Source organism: Methylobacterium sp. Leaf85, from assembly GCF_001422125.1.
Taxonomy (GTDB): domain Bacteria; phylum Pseudomonadota; class Alphaproteobacteria; order Rhizobiales; family Beijerinckiaceae; genus Methylobacterium; species Methylobacterium bullatum.
Genome location: NZ_LMME01000030.1, coordinates 46,891 through 64,303, shown reverse-complemented (window position 1 = coordinate 64,303; position 17,413 = coordinate 46,891). Strand labels below are relative to the sequence as shown.

The following is a 17,413-nucleotide window of genomic DNA, read 5'->3' as shown; positions in this document are numbered from 1 at the left end:
TCAGCGCGAAGTTGGTTAATCACCGATAAATCGCGAGCATGTTTTTCGAGAGAATGTACTGGCCGCCCGAACACCTTCCGGCCCCCCTATGAAGGCGCCCCGCCTGCCTTTCGGCGGACGGGGCGGTATCTTCATACATTCGGCACCCCGCCTTCGTGGCGGGCGCCCCGAAACCTTACTTGCCGCTGGGAGCCGCACCGCTGCCGGTGGCGGCGTTGCCGCCATTCGAGCCGGCCGGCGCGCCCGGTGTCGCATTGGAGGGGACGTCGGTCGCCATGCCCGGAGCCATGGTGGAGCCGGTGGTGTTGGCGCCGCCCATGCGCTCCGCCCCCTTCTCACCGTTGCTCTTCACGCTGCCGGGATTGTTCATGTTGCCTTCGGCGCTTCCGCCGCCAGCGGCCGTCTGGGCGAAGGCCGCGCCGCTCAGCGAAACGGCGAAGGCGGCAGCGATGGCGAATGTCTTGATCTGCATAGTCTATTTCCTCATGTCTTACGAACTTGACCTAATAACGTCGCACTGCCCACATGGTTCAATGAAATAACGCCCCGGAAATTTTCATTTTAGAATACGTCGCACACCGGCTGACGACCACGGCTCAGCTTATCCACTGGCCGCTTTGTCTTAAATCATACCATCGGGAACGTTCAGCTTAGAGCCGGCTCCGGCGATGCCCGGTGCGGAGCCGGACTTCTCCCTCGACAGGCCACGGAGAGCTGTCTTAAGGCCACGCCATGCCGATCCTTCGACTCGACGCCGCCCATCGCCTCGCCACGGACACCCTGGTCCGCTGCGGAACCGCGCCTGCTAATGCCGAGAGCGTCGCCCGCGCCCTCGTCGCGGCGGAAGCCGACGGGCTGCGGACCCACGGGCTCATGCGGCTGCTGGCCTATGGCGAGCAGGTGCGGGCGGGCAAGGTCGTCGGCGATGCCGTCGTCACGAGCGCGCAGCCGAAACCGGGACTGCTCGCCATCGATGCGGCCCACGGCTTCGCCTATCCGGCCCTCGACACGGCCATCGCCCTCCTGCCGGAGATCGCCCGCGAACAGGGGATCGCCGCGGCCGCCATCCGGCGCTCGCATCATTGCGGGGCGGCCGGGCGGCCGGTGGAGGCCCTGGCCGAACGGGGTCTCGTCGCCATCCTGTTCGCCAACGCCCCCGCCTCCATGGCGCCCTGGGGCGGAACCCGGCCGGTCTTCGGCACCAACCCCATCGCCTTCGCCTGCCCGCTGCCGGGGGCGGAGCCGGTCATCGTCGATCTCTCCCTGTCGAAGGTGGCGCGGGGCAACATCATCACCGCCAAGCAGCGCGGCGAGGCGATCCCCGAGGGCTGGGCCCTCGACGCTGAGGGCAACCCGACCACGGACCCCGTGGCGGCACTCGCCGGCACCATGGTGCCGTTGGGCGATGCCAAGGGCACGGCCCTCGCCCTCATGGTGGAACTGCTCGCCGCCGGCCTCACCGGAGCGCGTTTCGCCAGCGAAGCCACGTCCTTCCTCGATGCCGAGGGCGAGCCTCCCGCCACCGGCCAGCTCATCCTCGCCATCGACGCCACGGCCTTTGCCGGCAATGCCCTGGAGCGCTTCGCCGTGATGGCCCGCTCGGTGGCGGAACAGGACGGCGCGCGGCTGCCCGGAACACGCCGCTTCGCCGCCCGCGCCCGTGCCGCCGAGGAAGGGATCACCCTCTCGGAGACGCTGCTGGCGGAGATCGAGCGGCTGTGACGACGCTCGAACCGAGAGGTCCCTCGCAACCTTCGGCCCCGACGGCGGCTTGACCGCGATCACGATCGTCTTGCTTCGGGCCGGCCCATGACCTCACCTCCTCCGACCCCCGAACGGGCGACGCCGCGCTGGCGCAGGGCGGGCGGGCGCCTGCTGGCGCTGGCCGCCCGACCGGTGCGCCGGGCGCAGGGGACGGGCGGGACCGTGATCGAGGCCTATCGCGGCTACGGCTCGACGAGGGAGATCTTCCTGATCGGCCGGGTCTTCCGGCAGGCACGCCGCGAGCCGAACCCCGAGGCCGACGACATCGCCGCGGATCTCCGCGACATCGCCCGGCGCATCCGCAGGCGCAAGGTCGCCGATGCGTCCGTCGTCGCGCGCTTCGGCGGGGCCGAGACGACTGCCGTGACCGACCGCGACGGCTATTTCCGAGTGAGCCTCAAGCCACCGAACGTGCCCGCCGGCGAGGACCATTGGCACAGCGTCGAACTCGAACTCGTGGCCGATCCGCCGGTGCGGGCGCAGGGGCAGGTGTTCATTCCGCCGGAGAAGTGCCGCTTCGTCGTCATCAGCGATATCGACGACACGATCATGCATACGGGCGTGGCCAACAAGCTCAAGATGCTGTGGCGGCTGTTCGTGGCCGATGCGGAGGACCGCGTCGCGTTCCCGGGAGCGGCGTCCCTGAGCCGGGCGCTGCATGCGGGCGCCACCGGCGACCAGTCGAACCCGATGCTCTACGTCTCCCGCGCCCCCTGGGGCATCTACGACATGCTCAGCGAGTTCTTCCGGCAGCACGGGATTCCGGCGGGGCCGGTGCTGTTCCTGCGGGAATGGGGCCTGTCCTGGCGCCATCCGCTGCCGCGCCGTGCCGAGGACCACAAGCGCGACCTGATACGCCACATGCTGGCGCTCTACGGCGACCTGCCCTTCGTGCTCATCGGAGACAGCGGCCAGCACGACCCGGAAGTCTATGCCAAGATCGTCTCGGAGAATCCCGGTCGGGTGCTCGCCGTCTACATCCGCAACGTCTCGCGCGACCCGTGCCGGGCCGAGCAGATCGAGCGCCTGTCGCAGGCCATCCTCGAGGCCGGCAGCAGCCTGGTGCTGGCGGGGGACACCACCATCATGGCCGAGCATGCACTCTCGCTCCGCCTCATCGGCAAGGAGGGAGCCGACGCGATCCTGGCGGAATGCCGGTCACAGGACATGCCGGAGACGGTGGAGCCGATCATCATCGAACCGGACGACGACAAAGCCACCGCCCGGAAAGCGCCGGCCTGAGAGCGGGGCTTCGCCCCGTCAGTACCCGTATCCGTCATAGCCCCGGCGCGAGGGCCGATAGCCGTATTCGCCGGCGCCGCCATAGGGGCGGGGGGCGACGTAGCGCCGGCCATAGGTCTGCAGATAGGGGTCGAGGCGGGGATCGCGGTAATTGCCGTTGTTCACGCCGGCCGAGCGGTCGTTGCCGCTCAACGCCGAGTAAGGCGAGAGCCCATCGCCACCACCGCCGGTGCCGCCGCGCGCCAGGGCGGCACCGGCGAGGCCGAGGAGCAATGCCGAGGCGAGGGTCGTGCGGATGAGAGTCCGTGTCATGCCGGTCTCCTTGATCGGGTCGAAGTGATCACTGGAAGCAACGACGCGGTGAAACGCACGGTTCCCGGAGTGACCGGTATCAGCTCTTCTTGCGCAGCGGCCGGGTGAACAAGGATCCGGCCCGCTCGAATCCCGTGCTGTCGCAGAAGGCCGGCAAAGTCTCCTCACCGGGCGCGGCGGCGAGTTCGAGGGTGGTGCATCCCGCCATCCGGGCGGCCTGCGACGCGGCCTTCAGCAGGAGACGGCCGATGCCGCGTCGGCGCTCGTCCGGTCCGACCAGGAGGCCGGTGATCTGGGCGACGGGCTGAGCCGCCGTCAGCGAACGGTACCAGTGCAGGACGACGAGACCGCTCGGCGGCCCCCATTCGACGGCGATGAGGGCCGTCCCGCTCCCAAGGCGCAAGGCCTCCAGCCGCTCGGCCAGATCGCTCACCGCTATGGACTGTCCCGATGCCTGGAACAGGGCGGCAAGGCCCGCCGCATCGGCAGCGGTCGCAGCCCGGATCTCGAGCCCATAGCGGCTAGCCAAACGCGTCTCCGGTGGATGTCATTGGGACATCCATAGACCACCGGCGGAAAACTCGGGACGTCTCCTCGCGCGCGACCCGTCCGTACGGTCATGAAGACGGACGGGGCGGTGCACCCTCGGCACACCGCTCCGTCCATCCGCCACGCCTCGCTTGGGGGAAGTCGGAGCGCAGCGGATCCGTTTCGCGCCGCTCTGTTTCTGGATGATGTCCGCCCCTCGCCCGACCCGCCGATTCAGCGGTCGCAGCCGATGCAGATGTCGCGGACCACACGGTTGCGCATCGGGCCGGTCCTCTGGTTCGGAAGCTCGCCACTGAAAGCATGGAGCTGCGGTCGCGCAGGAGGCTCGGGATGTCGGACGAGCTCGCTCGGGACGGTGCTCGGCCGGGGTGCTGGCGGTGTCAGCGCCATGTTCTGAGCGGCACAGGGGATCGCCGATGCCAGCGCGGCACTCAGGATACCGGCCCCGTAGATCCATCTCGACATGGTCAAGCCTCCGCCCGACTCCTCAACGCGCTGGCGGGGCATACGGTTCACGGCGGAAGCCGGGGCGGTTCAGCCCGCGCCTTCCTGTGCCGCGAGCCAGTCCGTGAGCCCGGACAGGGAGCGGAAGTCGGAGACGGCATGGACGGCCGCGCCCGGCATGGCGTCCCGCGCCATGGTCGCCAGGGCATGTCCGGGGCCGAGTTCGAGGACGGCCCGCGCCCCGGCCTCGCGGATGCCATCGAGGCAGGCCGCCCAATCGATGGTCCGCGAGATCGCTTCGGCCAGCTTGTCGAGCCCCTTGGCGGCATCGAAGACCGGGGCACCGTCGAGACCGCTGAGGAGGCGAGGCGACGGGCCGAGGCGAGACGGCGTCAGGATCTCGGCCCGCGCCAGCGCCGCGCGAAACCGCGCGCTGGCCGCCGCCAGGAGCGGCGTGTGCGAGGGGGTATGGACCGGCAGAACCACCGCCCGCGCCGCCCCCGAGGCGAGAGCCCGAGCGCACAGCGATTCGAGATCGGCCACCGCCCCGCCGGCGACCACGCTGTCGGCGGCGTTGAGGATGGCGAGATGGCAGCCGTGCTCCTCGACCAGGGCCGCGACCCGCGCGCGCGACAGGCCGCGAAGGCCGGCGAGCCCGTAGCCCGGCCCGCTGGCCTCATCCATCGCCTCGGCTCGGGCGGCGGCCAGCTGCAGGATCGCGGCGTGCGAAAGCCGCCCCGCGCAGCCCCAGGCGGCGAGATCGCCGATGCTGTAGCCGGCCAGGACCACACGGCCGTGCCCCCCGTCTCGCAAGACGGTCCAGGCGGCGAGGCCGGCGACGCAGCACAGAATCTGACCCGCGCGGTTGCCGTGCAGGGCCGGGCCGCCCGTCCGGGCGAGGTCGCGCGGGTCGGCGCCGAGAAGGGGCGTCGCCGCCGCGAAGATCTCCTGAGCGGCGGGATGATCGACCACGAGATCGAACATGGCGGGATGCTGGCCACCCTGGCCCGAGAGCAGGACCGCGAGACTCATGCCGCCTCCAGTCCGTCGACGAACAGGGTCATGGCGAGGAGGTCGGCGCTACCGCCGGGACTGAGATTGCGCGCGACGAAGGCATGGTGGATGGCCTCCGCTCGTGCCCGCCAATCGTCCCGCGCGACGCCTCCTCCGGCGAGGAAGGCCGTGGCCGAGGCGCGGGCGAAGGCATAGCCCGCCTCGCCGCCGCGATGGAGCAGGTTGGTATCTTCGAGATGAGCAATCAGGGCGAAGCAGGCCTCGACCCGCGCGGCCTCCTCGTCGCCGGGGCGGAGATGCCGCGCCCGGCGCAGGGCGGGCAGCCCAATGGCGTAGAGGGTCGGAAATCCGGCCGCAGCTTCGGCGGGCGCGCCCCCGATTCCGTAGCGCCGCCGAGCCGCCGCGCCCGGCGCATGGAGCAGGACGGGTCCGGTGAGGATCGCCTCGCCGTAACGCTCGCTCACGAGACGCCCGAGCGCTCCCGGCGGCAAGCGGCGGGCCGTGTGGGCGAGGGCGCCCGCGGCGGCAGTGAGGAGGCCGAGGCCGAAGATGGCGCCGCGATGGGTGTTCACCCCGCCCGTCGCCTCCCGCATGGCAATTTCGCCCTCGATGCCGATCCGGCGAAGGGCAGTCATCCCGGCCCCTGCGGCTCCGGCATACGCCAACTCGGCGAAGTAGGGCAGGAGGGCCGTGGCACTGGCGCGAAAGGTGCCGGCATCCATGTCGGCATGGCTGCCGCGATCCACATGGCTGACGAGGCCGGGCTTCGGGTAGGTCTCGACTTCGCGGCGCAGGGACTCGACCGCGCGTTCCGCGATGTCGCCGGGGCTGAGGGGAATCCGGGCGTCCCTGACCGGAGAGCGGGCGAGGGCGATCATGACGTCACTTCCGCGAGAAGCGACGCGGCGGGGCGCAGGGCGAGGCTTTCCCGCCCCTTGCACAGGACGGTTCCGCCGATGGGAGCGTCGAGCAGTTCGCGCCAGTTGATGCCGGCCCCGTCGGACAGGACGATCTCGCCGTCGAGGCGCATGGGCGCGCGCGCCTCGATCCGCGCGAGGGCCTGCAGAAACCGGGGATCGACCCGGCCAGAGACAGGCCAGAGCAGGTCGAGATCGGAGCCGGCCCCGAGATAGGGAAGACCGGTCAAAGCCTGCCACTGCAGGCTTCCGAACACATGCGGCACGAGGCGGTGCTCGCGCCCGAGGGCCAGCACCTCATCGACCACCGGCCGCCACGCCTCCGGCGCTGTTACACGCGCGCTCTCCAGGGTGACTGGCCCAAACCGACTCGCGGCGGCGGCCGGCAAGGCGAGGCCGATCCGGCGCTTGCCGGCGGAAGGCGGCAGCGGCAGGCCGGCGGGGATGTGGTCCGCCGGTTCGGCGGGATCGCGGCGGCGGGTGATGACCGGCCAGCCGCGACGGGCCCATTCTGCGAGATGGGGAACGCCGTCGAGATCCCGGCGGCCGGCGAGGAGGCACGCCCAGGATTCCGGGTCGACGCGCAGGAGGTCGTGGCGAGCGAGCCCCGACGCCTCGTCCTCAGTCACGGGGGGCCGCGTCGCCCGTTGCCGCCCGCATCACCCGCCCGGCGATGTCGCGCGCCATGAGCCGCCCGCCGCGTACCTCGCCGAGGGCGTCGCGGCCATCCGTTGTGGAACTCCCGGCGATGAGGGACGCGATCTGGGGGCCGAGGGGCGTCGATGGGTCGAGCACGGCATGGACCGCCCCGGCCTTCACCATGTTGTCGAGGCCGGGCGCGAAGACGGAGGTGGATGTCGCCATCTCCTCCAGCCGCTCGAGGGGGAGCTTTGTGACCCGCGCCACCGAGGCCAGGTCCATCACGCTCGGATGGGCGCCGGGCAGGGCGGCGAGCACCCGTGTCGCGAGAGCGGTGGCGATGAAGGCGCCTGCCGCCGTGTGCCCGTAGACGAGGCCGATGGTGGGGTGGCCGCTGGCATCGGCGAGGAGCAGCGCCTTGGCGAGATGGGCGAGATACTCGTTGAGGCCGAGCAACTCGTCGCGGCGACTCATGCGCTGGCTGTCGGAATCCACGGCGACAAGGATCGGCGTCTCGCCGCCCCGGCGCACCACATCGAGGACGCGTCCGGCGAGGAGACAGGCGCCCTCGATCCCGAGCGGGGTGTTGCCGTCGATCCCGACCACCGCGAGACGGCCCGCCCCGAAAGGCCCGTCGCCGCCGATGAGGCCGTCCGCGACCTCGACGCCGTGCCCTTCGGGAAACAGCGAGGCCAGGATTTCAGCGAGCGTCATGGGGCGCCTCCGGCAGGCGGGCGAGAAGGGCATCGAACCGGTCCGTGTCCAGGCCCGGCACGGCGGCGGGATCGTTCACGCCGAGGCGGCTCCAGATCTCGGTGGCGTCGCGGGCGTCGCCGAAAAGGTCGAGGCGGGCTTCGAGGCGGGCCTGTTCGGCCTCCAGGGTGGCGAGATCGAAGGCCGGCGCCTTGCCGATCTGTTCGCGGGCGGCATCGCGAAACGCGCGGATCGTATCGTCCGCGAAAGCGTCCGCCCCGCCGATGAGCCGGCGGTGCTTGCCGCCCATGGTGCGCCAGACCAGCGCCCGGTCGCGGGAATCGAACTCCTCCGCCCCCTTGTTGGTCTCGATCACCTCCGGGCCGGAGACGCTGATGCGTCCCCCTTCCGAGACCACGAGGCGCGAACAGGTGCCGGCGATGAGGCCGCCGCCGCCGTAGCAGCCGGCGCGTCCGCCGATCAGCCCGATCACCGGCACGCCGGCCCTGCGCAGGTCGGCGATGGCGCGCATGATCTCGGCGATGGCGGTCTCGCCGGCATTGGCCTCCTGCAGCCGGACGCCGCCGGTATCGAACAGGATCAGCACCGCCGCCGGCCTCACCTGGAGGGCCGCCCGCAGCAGGCCGACGAGCTTGGCGCCGTGTATCTCGCCGAAGGCCCCGCCCATGAAGCGGCCCTCCTGCGCGGCCAGGAGGACGAGCGAACCGCCGAGGCTCCCGCGTCCCACCACGATGCCGTCGTCGAAGGCGCGCGGCAGGTCGAAGGCGGGCAGGTGCGGACTCATCACCCGCTGTTCGGGGCCGAGGAACTCTTCGAACGAACCGGGATCGACGAGAGCGTCGAGGCGGGCGCGGGCGCTGGCCTCGTACCAGCTCTGGTCGAGGGGATCGGCGGAGAGGGAGACGGGGCTCATCGCCATCACACGGCCTCCATCAGCCGGGCCCCCTGGAGCAGGCGCAGGGTCACGGTGTCGGGCCGTGCCCCGCCGTCGTTGATGGTGATGCGCAGGCCGCCGGGCTGCCGGCGCGCCACGAAATCGGAGACCACCGCCTCCCAGACCGGTCCGTAGCCGTTGATCGCGGTATCGATCTCGACGATGCATTCGTCGGGCGCGAGGCTGCGCTCCATCAGCACTTCGAGGTTGCCCGAGGCGACCACGCCGGTGATCGCCTGGGCCTTGGTGCCGGGCAGGGGCTTCGCCGTCCGATGCCGGAAGGTCAGCTTTTCCATGGGGTGGCGCTCCCTCACCAGTTCCGGAACTTGGCCGGCGGCTCGTAGAGGCCGCCCGACCAGTGCACGAGATCCTTGATCGACCGCGCCGCCAGGAGCGAACGGTCGGCGTCCAGGGGATCGATGCCGAGATCCTCCGGCCGGCGGATGATTTTTCGCGCGCGCAGCGCCTCGACCATGGCGTGGTCGCGGCCGCGCCCGACATCGGTGTAGCCGGCGACCCCGCGGATCGCCTGCTCGCGCTCGTCGAGCGTCCGGCACAGGAGCAGGTTGGCGATGCCCTCTTCCGTGACGATGTGGGTCACATCGTCGGCGTAGACCATCACCGGAGCCAGTTCGAGATCGAGCTTGCGCGCCAGTTCGAGGGCGTCGAGCCGCTCCACGAAGGCCGGGACCAGCTTGTCGCCGAAGGTCTCGACTAGCTGCACCACGAGCTTGCGGCCCCGGCGTAGCGCCGGATCGCCGGTGCCGCCGGCCTCCTCGCCGGCCTTCATCCAGGGGTCCGAGGGGTGGCGCCTGCCATGCGGATCGGAGCCCATGTTCGGCGCGCCGCCGAACCCCGCCACCCGGTTGGTGGTGACGGTGGAGGAATTGCCCTGGAGATCGATCTGCAGGGTCGAGCCGATGAAGAGATCGCAGGCATAGAGCCCCGCCGTCTGGCAGAAGGCGCGGTTGGAGCGCAGGCTTCCGTCCGATCCGGTGAAGAACACGTCCGGCCGCTCGCGGATGTAGCGGTCCATCCCGACTTCCGAGCCGAAACAGTGGATCTGCTCGACCCAGCCCGATTCGATGGCCGGGATCAGGCTCGGATGCGGGTTGAGCGCCCAATGGGTGGCGATTTTGCCCTTGAGGCCGAGCCGCTCGGCGAAGGTCGGCAGCAGCAGCTCGATGGCGGCGGTGCCGAAGCCGATGCCGTGGTTGAGGCGGCGGATGCCGTATTCGGCGTAGATCCCCTTGATCGCCATCATGGCCATCAGGATCTGCGTTTCGGTGACCGCCGCCGGATCGCGGGTGAAGAGCGGCTCCACGTAGAACGGCCTGTCGGCCTCGACCACGAAATCCACCCGGTCGCCGGGGATGTCGACACGGGGGACCCGGTCGACGATCGCGTTCACCTGCGCGATCACGACGCCGTTCTTGAAGGCGGTGGCCTCCACCACCGTCGGCGTGTCCTCGGTGTTGGGGCCGGTATAGAGATTGCCGTCGCGGTCCGCCGAGACGCCCGCGATGAGCGCGACATTGGGCGTCAGGTCGATGAAGTAGCGCGCGAAGAGTTCGAGATAGGTGTGCACCGCGCCGAGCGCGATCTGCCCGCCATAGAGCATCCGGGCGATGCGCGCGCCTTGCGGCCCGGAATAGGAATAGTCCAGGCGCCGGGCGATGCCCTGCTCGAAAATGTCGAGATGCTCGGGCAGCACGATGCCGGACTGGACCATGTGCAGGTCGTGGACCCGCACCGGGTCGCAGGCGCTCAAGCCCCTGGCGAGACAATCCGCCTGTTTCTGGTTGTCGCCTTCGAGGCAGACCCGGTCGCCGGGCAGCAGCACCGCCTCCAGCAGGTCGACCACCGCCGACGCGGCCACGAGCTTGCCCTCGGCATGGACCCGGCCGCGCTCGATCCGCGCGTCCCTGGCCTTCCGCTGCACCCGCCAATCGGCCATCCGATCCGCCTCTCGTCATCCGGCCCCGCATCGGCGGAGACCGTGGGAACGCGCGGCCAGCGACAAGTCGCGGACCGTCCCGTATCGCACCATGCGTACCCCGTCCGGCGACCAAGTCAATTCTGGGTATACCGATATGGGTTATCGGCGAGGTAAAGAATACGAGATGGCGACAGGACGAGGCCTCGGCATTCCGGACGTGCTAGGAGCATCCCAATCCCGCTTGACGATCCGCCCCATCTGCGATGAGGGACATCGTAAGGCGGGCCGGCAACGCAAGCGGGGAGGGGACGACGACCATGGACGGCATCGCCGAGGAGCGGGGGCTTCTCTCCGACCTGATCCGCAACGCCCTGACCGACGAGATCGCGGCCGGCACCCTGAGCGCGGGCACGGCCCTGGACGAACAGGATCTCGCCGACCGCTTCGGCGCTTCCCGGACGCCGGTGCGGGAGGCGTTGCGCCAGCTCGCCTTCAACGGTCTCGTGGAGTTGCGCCCGCGCCGGGGCGTCGTCGTCACCCGGATGACGCCGGAGCGGATCATGGACATGTTCGAGGCGACCGCCGAGTTCGAGGCGATGTGCGTGCGCCTCGCCACCTACCGGATGACGCCGCTCGAACGCAGCCACCTCATGGACCTCCATGCCCAATCGAAGGCGATGGTGGAGGCGGGCGATGTGGACGCCTACGACACGCTGAACCGCAGCTTCCACGAGGCCCTCTACGGCGCCACCCATAACGGCTTCCTGCTGGAACAGGCGCTCGCCCTGCGCACGCGGCTCTCGGGGTTTCGCCGCACGCAGCTGCGCCATGGCGAGCGGATCCGGAGCTCGCGCACCGAGCACGGCGAGATCCTGGCGGCCATCGCCGAGGGCGACGGCGACGCCGCCGCGAGGCGGATGCGCGCCCACATGCTCAACGCCGCCAGCGCCATCGGCCATTACATCGCCGAACATGCCGGTGCGTGAGGCGATCAATCGCGACGACGGACGGATGAGTCCGCCAGTCGTGCTTTGGTTTGGAATTTGCTCCGGGCAAGGGGCGGAGTTCGCCCCTTACGAGAGGTGGGGCGACCCCGCTGGCCATTGTCCAAGGCGGACAATGGGGTTGCCGGGAATCGTTGGAGGTTTAGCCATGCGCCGTTGCCGATCTGTTGTCGCAGCAGTCTTTTGCACAACTGTACTGGCGATCGTGGCGGAACCCTCCGTTTCCAAAGCCGACATCTCAACGGAAAACTTGAAGCGTGCGCCCCTCGCCCAAGACACGGTCAGGAAGGTCGTGGATGGCATCGCCGCCGAGCTGAGAGAAGGATACGTATTTCCCGATTTGGGAAAGCAGGCCGCGGATGCAATCCAACGTGATCTGGACGCCCATGCCTATGCGATGGCGGACGATCCCGGCGAGTTCGCCAGGCAACTGACCGAACGCCTGCGGTCGCTGACCAGCGATAACCACGTGAGAGTGATCCATGGCGATCCCTTCGCGAACCGGCCCAAGCCTTCGGACAGGCAGGGGGCCGGCTTTCAGGTCAAGCGATTGGCTGGCAATGTCGGATACATCCACCTCGCCAGCTTCGTTCCCCCCGGGGATTTCAAGCCGGCCGCCGACAAGGCGATGCAGGACCTATCGGACACCTCTGCGCTCATCGTCGACATGCGCGACAATGGCGGCGGCCATCCGGCTTCCGTCGCCTATCTCGTCAGCTTCTTTCTCGATCCAAGCCAGCGCGTTCACATCAACGATCTGATCTGGCGCAATCGCGGGACGACGAGTTTCCGAACGGAGTCGTTCTGGAGTTCGCCCACCCAGGTGAGCTACCTCGGCAAGGCGGTCTACGTGCTGGTCGGTCCCAAGACCTATTCGGCGGGCGAGGAGTTCGCTTACGATCTACAGGCCCTGAAGCGTGCGACCATCGTCGGCGAGAAAACGCGCGGGGGCGCCAATCCAGGTGGCCTCACCGAGCTCGGGGCAGATTTCTTCGTCGTCGTGCCGACCGGAAGGGCAGAAAATCCGATAACGGGCGGCAACTGGGGCAGTGTCGGCGTGAGCCCGAATGTGTCGGCCACCTCCGAGGTCACGCAAGAAGCGGCGCTGGCTTTGGCGACGCGCGACAGCAAGTTGTAGGGCCGGCACGTGCACTTTCAGCTCATCCTTTCGGGACAGCAGAAAGGAAAGACATCACCCGCTCCGTCGCCCACAGCCATACCGCACACCGGGACATCACCGTTCCACCTGCCACGTTGACGGCGCGCGAAGCGGTGCCGTAAGGCCACGTGATGCGGAAGCTCTCGCCAGGGACGGCCGGCCTGCGCGCGATCATCGCCGTGATCGCGCTCTACGGCCTGTGCCTCCAGGCGTTCCTCGTCACGATGACGCCACCGGCCCAGGCGGGATGGGAAAGCGCCCTTTGCGGGCATGACGCAGCGGGCGATCCTGCCGATGCGAGCCCGGCCTGCGCGCATGCGTGCTGCACGGCGGCCCATGCGGGACCGCAGGCGCCGGGGCAGGACACGGCCTTCGAAACGGTGGTCTGGCAGGCTCGCCCCGCCCCGCTTGCGCCACGTGCGGACGTGGCGGTCCCCGCCGCGCGGGCACCGCCCGACCAATCCATCGGATCGCGAGGTCCGCCTTCCGCCTGAGAGATCAGACCGTTTCGATCGCTCAGACCCGGATTGACCCCGATGACCCCATCGTCCCAGGGCGGCGCCCACGCATTTCGCGGGTCCGACGCCATGCGTGCGTCGCGCGACGGCATCTATCGCGCCGTCTGGCGTTGGCACTTCTACGCCGGCCTGCTGTGCCTGCCGTTCCTCGTCCTGCTCTCTACCACCGGCGCGATCTACCTGTTCAAGGACGAGATCAACGCCACGCTCTTCGCCCACCGCACCGAGGTGGCGGCGCAGAACCGGGCGCCCGTGAGCGCGAGCCGCCTCGTCTACACCGCCTCCGAAGCGGTTCCGGGCGGTGTGCCGGTCTCCTTCACCGGCCCGGCCTCCGCGACCGCCCCCACCCTCGTGACCATGAGGGAGGGCGGCAGCCGGATTCAGGTCTACCTCGACCCCTACAACGCCGACGTCCTCGACGTCGTGAACGCCGAGAGCGACCCGATGATGGTGGTGAGGCGCCTGCACAGCCTCAGCTATTTCGGCACGGTCGCCAACGGGATCGTGGAGGTGGTGGCAGGCTTCGCGATCATCCTCGTCGTCACCGGCACCTATTTGTGGTGGCCGCGCGGGCAGGGGGGTGGGAAAGGGGGAGGTGTCGTGACAGTCCGGGCGAGGCCGGCAAGACGCGTCTGGTGGCGGGACCTCCACGCGGTGACCGGGCTCGTGGCCGGCGCCGGCCTGTTCTTCCTCGCGATCACCGGATTGCCCTGGTCGGTCTGGTGGGGCCAGCAGGTCCGCGCCCTGTCCAACGAAGCGGGGCTCGGCCAGCCGCGCGCCCTGTGGGCGGACAAGGCGGTGTCCGCCGTGCCGATGAAGGACCGGCTGACCCAGGCGGGCTGGACCATGGAGGACGCGCCGATGCCGGTCTCGCAACCGGCGGACGCGCCCGCCATCGGCCTCGACCGGGCCCTGGCCATCCTCGACGGCCTCGGCATGCCACGGGGCTACGAGGTCGCGCTGCCCGAGGGGCCCACCGGCATCTATGCCGCCGCGATCTACCCGCGCGACGTCGACCGCCAGCGGCTGATCTCCCTCGACCAATATACCGGCGCCCCTCTGGTGGACGTGGCCTTCGCCGATCTCGGCGGCGTCGGGCAGGCGATCCAGTACGGAATCGGCCTGCACAAGGGCGAGTATTGGGGCCGCCTGAACCAGTTGGCGATGCTCGCCTTCTGCCTCGCCACGATCCTGCTGAGCGTCACCGCCGCGGTGATGTGGTGGAAGCGCCGGCCCGCCGGCGGTCTCGGCGTCCCGCCCTGGCCGCGCGACCGCCGGATCGCCGCCACGGTCACCGCCCTGGTCCTCGGGCTGGGCGCTCTGTTTCCGCTGACCGGCCTCGCCATCCTCGCCATGATCGGGCTCGACCTCGGCATCCAGGCCCTCCGGCGCCAAGCGCGGCGACCGGCGGCGGCCTGATCCGAGCGACGCGGGGACCGCGCCCGTGACCGACCTCATCCGCCTGCGTCGCACCCTGCGCCTCTGCCTCGGCAGCGGGTTGATCCTGCTCGCCCTGTGGGGACAGGCGATCGCGCCGCTGGCCGGCTTGCGGATTCCGGGAGCGCTCGCCGCCCTCGACCATTCGGCGATCTGCGGCCATGCGGAGGGCTCTCCCGCCATCGGAGATCGGGCTCCCGCCGCGCCGGCCTGCAAGGCCTGCCCGCTCTGCGCGGTCGGGCTGTCGAGCCCCCTGGTTCCCCAAGCGCCGTCGGTGGCGCGGCGCCAGGGCTGGCACGCGCTGGCCTGGTCGATCCCGCCGCCCTCCCAGCCGGCCCGTCCGCATCGCCCGTCCGGCCAGCCGCGCGCGCCGCCGACCGCGTCCTGATCCAGCGCGCGCCGTCCCCCCACGGCGCATCCCCTCTGCCGCGATCCGGAATGCTCCCCCCTTGATGCCCAGCTCCCGTCCCCCTCACGCCCCACGCCGCACAGGCGCCCGGCGCGCCCTCCTCGCCCTCGCCGCCCTACCGCTTTCGAGCGCCGACGCCCTGGCGCAGGCCGCCGAGGACGGCGTCACCCTGCCGGAACTCTCCGTCGTCGGGGAGGCCGGCCGGAGCGGCTTCGGCGTCGCCTCGCCCCAGGGCTCGGCGCCCAGAGTCATCGAACAGCCCGTGGGGCAGGTGGTGACCCAGGTCGGGCGCAGCGGCACGATCGGCGACCGGCCCGCCACCGATATCGGCTCGGTCCTCGTCAACAGCCCGGGCGTCACCGTGCGCCAGGGCAACGGCGCGCGCGACGTCGTCATCTCGATCCGGGGCAACAACGCCCGTTCCACCGGCGTCACCAAGAACATGGTGGTCCTGGAGGACGGGTTCATCCTGACGCAGCCGGACGGCGCCTCCCGGTTCGATCTCGTCGATCCGCGCGCCTATTCCCGCATCGACGTGTTCCGCGGGCCGCAATCGGCCCTGTTCGGCAATTACGCCACCGGCGGCGCGCTGGCCTTCCGGACGCGGACCGGCCGCGAGATCAACGGCTACGAGATCGGCACCGATGCGGGCAGCTTCGGCTATCTCAGCAATTACTTCACCGTGGGCGGCGCCAGCGGTCCGGTGGAGATCAGCCTGTTCGCCAGCGACGCACGCGGCGACGGCTACCAGGACCATTCCTCCTACGACACCCAGACCATCAACCTGCTGGCGAGCTACACCCCGACCCCGGACAACCGCTTCACCCTGAAGGTGATCAACAACCAGGTGAACGCGGACCTTCCCGCCCGCTCCTCCCTCGACCAGTTCGGCATCAACCCCTACCAGCGCGGCTGCGCGGCGGCGGCCACCGCGGCCCCGGGCTGCACGCTCACGAACCTGCGCATCAACGGGGCCTTCGGCGCCACCGTGCCGGTCACGGCGGACGAGGGCGCCTTCGGGCGCAAGGACCGCCGCACCATCGTGGCGGCCCGCTGGGAACACGACATCGACGCGCAGACCACGTGGCGCACGCAGCTCGGCTTCGACGAGCGAAACTTCAACCAGCCTTTCTATACGTCCTCGTCGCGCGGCTCCTATCCGTCCTGGAACTTCCTCACCGACCTGACCCGGCGCGGCGACCTGTTCGGCCTGCCGGCGGTGGGCTACGTGGCGCTGGCCTACAACACCATCGACAACCACATCACGACCTTCAACCGCGCCCCCTATGGCGGGCCGACCCTCGGCGCGCTGATCGGCGACCAGGAGGCGGTGCAATCCAACCTCGGCGGCCGTGCTCGCACGGAGGTCGCGCTTTCGGACCAGTGGACGGGCGTCCTCGGCATCGCGGCGGAGAACACCACCATCACCGGGCGCAACCTCGCCTACGGCTATTCGGCGACGGAACGGACGACGACGGTGGCGACGACCGACCGCAGCTTCCTCAACGTTGCCCCCGAACTGGCCCTGGTCTACCGGCCCAACGCCGCCTGGGCCTTCCGGGGGCGGGCCGCCACGGGCTACACCACGCCGGCGGCGAGCAACCTGTTCATCACCCCCGCCGGTCTTCCGGGCAGCAACACCCAACTCCAGACCCAGGAGAATCTCGGCTTCGATCTCGGCGCCGACTGGACGCCCACGGAAAATCTGCGCCTCAGCCTGACCGGGTTCTACGAGTTCTTCCGCAACGAGCTCGTGTCGCAATCCCCCGGCGCCGGGCTCCTGAGCTACACCTTCAACGCCCCGGCCTCGGAGCATCGCGGCATCGAGTTCGCGGCGGACTGGACCTTCTCACCCGGATGGCGGGCGGTGGCCGCCTACACGTTCGACGACCAGATTTATACGACATACACCGAGCAACTCAGCGTCTGCCAGGTCAGCCCTCCGTTCAGCCTACCATGCTCAGGAGCCCGCCCAGTCACCGAAAGGTTCGACCGCGCCGGCAACGCCATTCCCGGCGTGCCCGCCCATCAGCTCCTCGCCCGCATCGGCTACGACCAAGCGACGGGGCCGCTCGCCGGCCTCGGCGCTTATGTGGAAGCGGTCGTCCAGGACGGGTTCTTCATCGACAACGCCAACCAGTTGAAGGCGCCGGGCTATACCGTCGTCAATGCCAACGTGCATTACGCGGCCGACCTCCCCGGCGGCTACGCCAAGCGCATCAGCCTCTACGCGGAAGTCCGCAACGTCTTCGACGAGACCTACGTCTCCTCGGCCCAGAACCTCGCGAACTCCCTCAGTTCCACGACCGGCCTGCAGAACGGCGCAGGCGTGCTCGCCACCACCCCGGGCTCGGTCTTCGCCGGGGCACCGCGCAACGTGGTCGCCGGGATGAGGCTGTCCTTCTGACGATGGCGGCG

At 70.0% G+C, this 17,413-nt stretch carries 19 protein-coding genes; 8 read left to right on the top strand and 11 right to left on the bottom strand.

All coding sequences use genetic code 11. From position 1 onward, the window contains the following. Positions 1 to 175 precede the first annotated feature (175 nt). A complete protein-coding gene (locus ASF08_RS15150) occupies positions 176 to 472 on the bottom strand; it encodes a hypothetical protein (protein WP_056146782.1) in 297 nt (98 codons plus the stop codon). Positions 473 to 732: 260 nt separating this feature from the next. Here ASF08_RS15150 and ASF08_RS15145 point away from each other — a divergent pair, with 260 nt between their 5' ends. Next, complete coding sequence (locus ASF08_RS15145; protein ID WP_056146781.1) at positions 733 to 1,722, top strand: Ldh family oxidoreductase; 990 nt, start codon at positions 733 to 735, stop codon at positions 1,720 to 1,722. A gap of 87 nt (positions 1,723 to 1,809) precedes the next feature. After that, positions 1,810 to 3,006 (top strand): App1 family protein, encoded by a 1,197-nt coding sequence (locus tag ASF08_RS15140; protein ID WP_056146779.1) that lies wholly within the window; start codon positions 1,810 to 1,812, stop codon positions 3,004 to 3,006. Positions 3,007 to 3,024: 18 nt separating this feature from the next. Here ASF08_RS15140 and ASF08_RS15135 read toward each other — a convergent pair whose 3' ends face one another. The 10 genes from ASF08_RS15135 to mdcA all read right to left on the bottom strand — a co-directional run bounded on the left by ASF08_RS15135 (position 3,025) and on the right by mdcA (position 10,486). Further along, positions 3,025 to 3,318 carry a hypothetical protein gene (locus tag ASF08_RS15135; RefSeq protein ID WP_056146777.1) on the bottom strand — a complete coding sequence of 98 codons (294 nt, stop codon included), beginning with the start codon at positions 3,316 to 3,318 and terminating at the stop codon, positions 3,025 to 3,027. 79 nt (positions 3,319 to 3,397) lie between these two features. After that, positions 3,398 to 3,847 carry a GNAT family N-acetyltransferase gene (locus ASF08_RS15130; RefSeq protein WP_026175858.1) on the bottom strand — a complete coding sequence of 150 codons (450 nt, stop codon included), beginning with the start codon at positions 3,845 to 3,847 and terminating at the stop codon, positions 3,398 to 3,400. 233 nt (positions 3,848 to 4,080) lie between these two features. Further along, positions 4,081 to 4,332, bottom strand: a complete 252-nt coding sequence (locus ASF08_RS24220) for a hypothetical protein (RefSeq protein ID WP_082473225.1) — start codon at positions 4,330 to 4,332, stop codon at positions 4,081 to 4,083. Between the two features lie 69 nt (positions 4,333 to 4,401). Next, positions 4,402 to 5,343, bottom strand: coding sequence for an acyltransferase domain-containing protein (locus tag ASF08_RS15125; protein WP_056146771.1), 942 nt, complete (start codon positions 5,341 to 5,343; stop codon positions 4,402 to 4,404). Then, positions 5,340 to 6,203: a triphosphoribosyl-dephospho-CoA synthase MdcB gene (gene mdcB, locus ASF08_RS15120; RefSeq protein WP_056146769.1), complete on the bottom strand. Its 864-nt coding sequence runs from the start codon at positions 6,201 to 6,203 to the stop codon at positions 5,340 to 5,342. The genes ASF08_RS15125 and mdcB overlap by 4 nt, the downstream gene beginning before the upstream one ends. Then, complete coding sequence (mdcG, locus tag ASF08_RS15115; RefSeq protein ID WP_056146768.1) at positions 6,200 to 6,871, bottom strand: malonate decarboxylase holo-[acyl-carrier-protein] synthase; 672 nt, start codon at positions 6,869 to 6,871, stop codon at positions 6,200 to 6,202. The genes mdcB and mdcG overlap by 4 nt, the downstream gene beginning before the upstream one ends. Further along, positions 6,864 to 7,595 (bottom strand): biotin-independent malonate decarboxylase subunit gamma, encoded by a 732-nt coding sequence (gene mdcE / locus ASF08_RS15110; protein ID WP_056146766.1) that lies wholly within the window; start codon positions 7,593 to 7,595, stop codon positions 6,864 to 6,866. The genes mdcG and mdcE overlap by 8 nt, the downstream gene beginning before the upstream one ends. Next, positions 7,582 to 8,514 carry a biotin-independent malonate decarboxylase subunit beta gene (locus ASF08_RS15105; RefSeq protein ID WP_056146764.1) on the bottom strand — a complete coding sequence of 311 codons (933 nt, stop codon included), beginning with the start codon at positions 8,512 to 8,514 and terminating at the stop codon, positions 7,582 to 7,584. Before ASF08_RS15105 ends, mdcE begins: the two co-directional genes overlap by 14 nt. Then, positions 8,514 to 8,825 (bottom strand): malonate decarboxylase acyl carrier protein, encoded by a 312-nt coding sequence (gene mdcC / locus ASF08_RS15100; protein WP_056146763.1) that lies wholly within the window; start codon positions 8,823 to 8,825, stop codon positions 8,514 to 8,516. The genes ASF08_RS15105 and mdcC overlap by 1 nt, the downstream gene beginning before the upstream one ends. 14 nt (positions 8,826 to 8,839) lie before the next feature. Next, a complete protein-coding gene (gene mdcA / locus ASF08_RS15095; RefSeq protein ID WP_056146760.1) occupies positions 8,840 to 10,486 on the bottom strand; it encodes a malonate decarboxylase subunit alpha in 1,647 nt (548 codons plus the stop codon). A gap of 299 nt (positions 10,487 to 10,785) precedes the next feature. Here mdcA and ASF08_RS15090 point away from each other — a divergent pair, with 299 nt between their 5' ends. The 6 genes from ASF08_RS15090 to ASF08_RS15065 all read left to right on the top strand — a co-directional run bounded on the left by ASF08_RS15090 (position 10,786) and on the right by ASF08_RS15065 (position 17,402). Then, on the top strand, positions 10,786 to 11,454 hold the full coding sequence (locus tag ASF08_RS15090) for a GntR family transcriptional regulator (RefSeq protein WP_056146759.1): 669 nt from the start codon (positions 10,786 to 10,788) through the stop codon (positions 11,452 to 11,454). Positions 11,455 to 11,677: 223 nt separating this feature from the next. Beyond that, positions 11,678 to 12,610 (top strand): S41 family peptidase, encoded by a 933-nt coding sequence (locus tag ASF08_RS15085; protein ID WP_244474549.1) that lies wholly within the window; start codon positions 11,678 to 11,680, stop codon positions 12,608 to 12,610. A 152-nt stretch (positions 12,611 to 12,762) separates the two neighbouring features. Beyond that, entirely contained in the window at positions 12,763 to 13,125 is a 363-nt protein-coding gene (locus ASF08_RS15080; RefSeq protein ID WP_056146755.1) for a hypothetical protein, read from the top strand. Positions 13,126 to 13,167: 42 nt separating this feature from the next. Beyond that, a complete protein-coding gene (locus ASF08_RS15075; protein WP_056146753.1) occupies positions 13,168 to 14,568 on the top strand; it encodes a PepSY-associated TM helix domain-containing protein in 1,401 nt (466 codons plus the stop codon). Positions 14,569 to 14,593: 25 nt separating this feature from the next. After that, on the top strand, positions 14,594 to 14,974 hold the full coding sequence (locus tag ASF08_RS15070) for a hypothetical protein (RefSeq protein ID WP_056146751.1): 381 nt from the start codon (positions 14,594 to 14,596) through the stop codon (positions 14,972 to 14,974). A 64-nt stretch (positions 14,975 to 15,038) separates the two neighbouring features. Beyond that, entirely contained in the window at positions 15,039 to 17,402 is a 2,364-nt protein-coding gene (locus ASF08_RS15065; protein ID WP_056146748.1) for a TonB-dependent receptor family protein, read from the top strand. The last annotated feature ends 11 nt before the right edge of the window (positions 17,403 to 17,413 follow it).

What these genes read in the sequence shown, in the direction of transcription:
- ASF08_RS15150 (WP_056146782.1), bottom strand. Translation starts at nt 472, where the DNA reads ATGCAGATCAAGACATTCGCCATCGCTGCCGCCTTCGCCGTTTCGCTG.
- ASF08_RS15145 (WP_056146781.1), top strand. Translation starts at nt 733, where the DNA reads ATGCCGATCCTTCGACTCGACGCCGCCCATCGCCTCGCCACGGACACC.
- ASF08_RS15140 (WP_056146779.1), top strand. Translation starts at nt 1,810, where the DNA reads ATGACCTCACCTCCTCCGACCCCCGAACGGGCGACGCCGCGCTGGCGC.
- ASF08_RS15135 (WP_056146777.1), bottom strand. Translation starts at nt 3,318, where the DNA reads ATGACACGGACTCTCATCCGCACGACCCTCGCCTCGGCATTGCTCCTC.
- ASF08_RS24220 (WP_082473225.1), bottom strand. Translation starts at nt 4,332, where the DNA reads ATGTCGAGATGGATCTACGGGGCCGGTATCCTGAGTGCCGCGCTGGCA.
- ASF08_RS15125 (WP_056146771.1), bottom strand. Translation starts at nt 5,343, where the DNA reads ATGAGTCTCGCGGTCCTGCTCTCGGGCCAGGGTGGCCAGCATCCCGCC.
- mdcB (WP_056146769.1), bottom strand. Translation starts at nt 6,203, where the DNA reads ATGATCGCCCTCGCCCGCTCTCCGGTCAGGGACGCCCGGATTCCCCTC.
- mdcE (WP_056146766.1), bottom strand. Translation starts at nt 7,595, where the DNA reads ATGACGCTCGCTGAAATCCTGGCCTCGCTGTTTCCCGAAGGGCACGGC.
- ASF08_RS15105 (WP_056146764.1), bottom strand. Translation starts at nt 8,514, where the DNA reads ATGGCGATGAGCCCCGTCTCCCTCTCCGCCGATCCCCTCGACCAGAGC.
- mdcC (WP_056146763.1), bottom strand. Translation starts at nt 8,825, where the DNA reads ATGGAAAAGCTGACCTTCCGGCATCGGACGGCGAAGCCCCTGCCCGGC.
- mdcA (WP_056146760.1), bottom strand. Translation starts at nt 10,486, where the DNA reads ATGGCCGATTGGCGGGTGCAGCGGAAGGCCAGGGACGCGCGGATCGAG.
- ASF08_RS15090 (WP_056146759.1), top strand. Translation starts at nt 10,786, where the DNA reads ATGGACGGCATCGCCGAGGAGCGGGGGCTTCTCTCCGACCTGATCCGC.
- ASF08_RS15080 (WP_056146755.1), top strand. Translation starts at nt 12,763, where the DNA reads ATGCGGAAGCTCTCGCCAGGGACGGCCGGCCTGCGCGCGATCATCGCC.
- ASF08_RS15075 (WP_056146753.1), top strand. Translation starts at nt 13,168, where the DNA reads ATGACCCCATCGTCCCAGGGCGGCGCCCACGCATTTCGCGGGTCCGAC.
- ASF08_RS15065 (WP_056146748.1), top strand. Translation starts at nt 15,039, where the DNA reads ATGCCCAGCTCCCGTCCCCCTCACGCCCCACGCCGCACAGGCGCCCGG.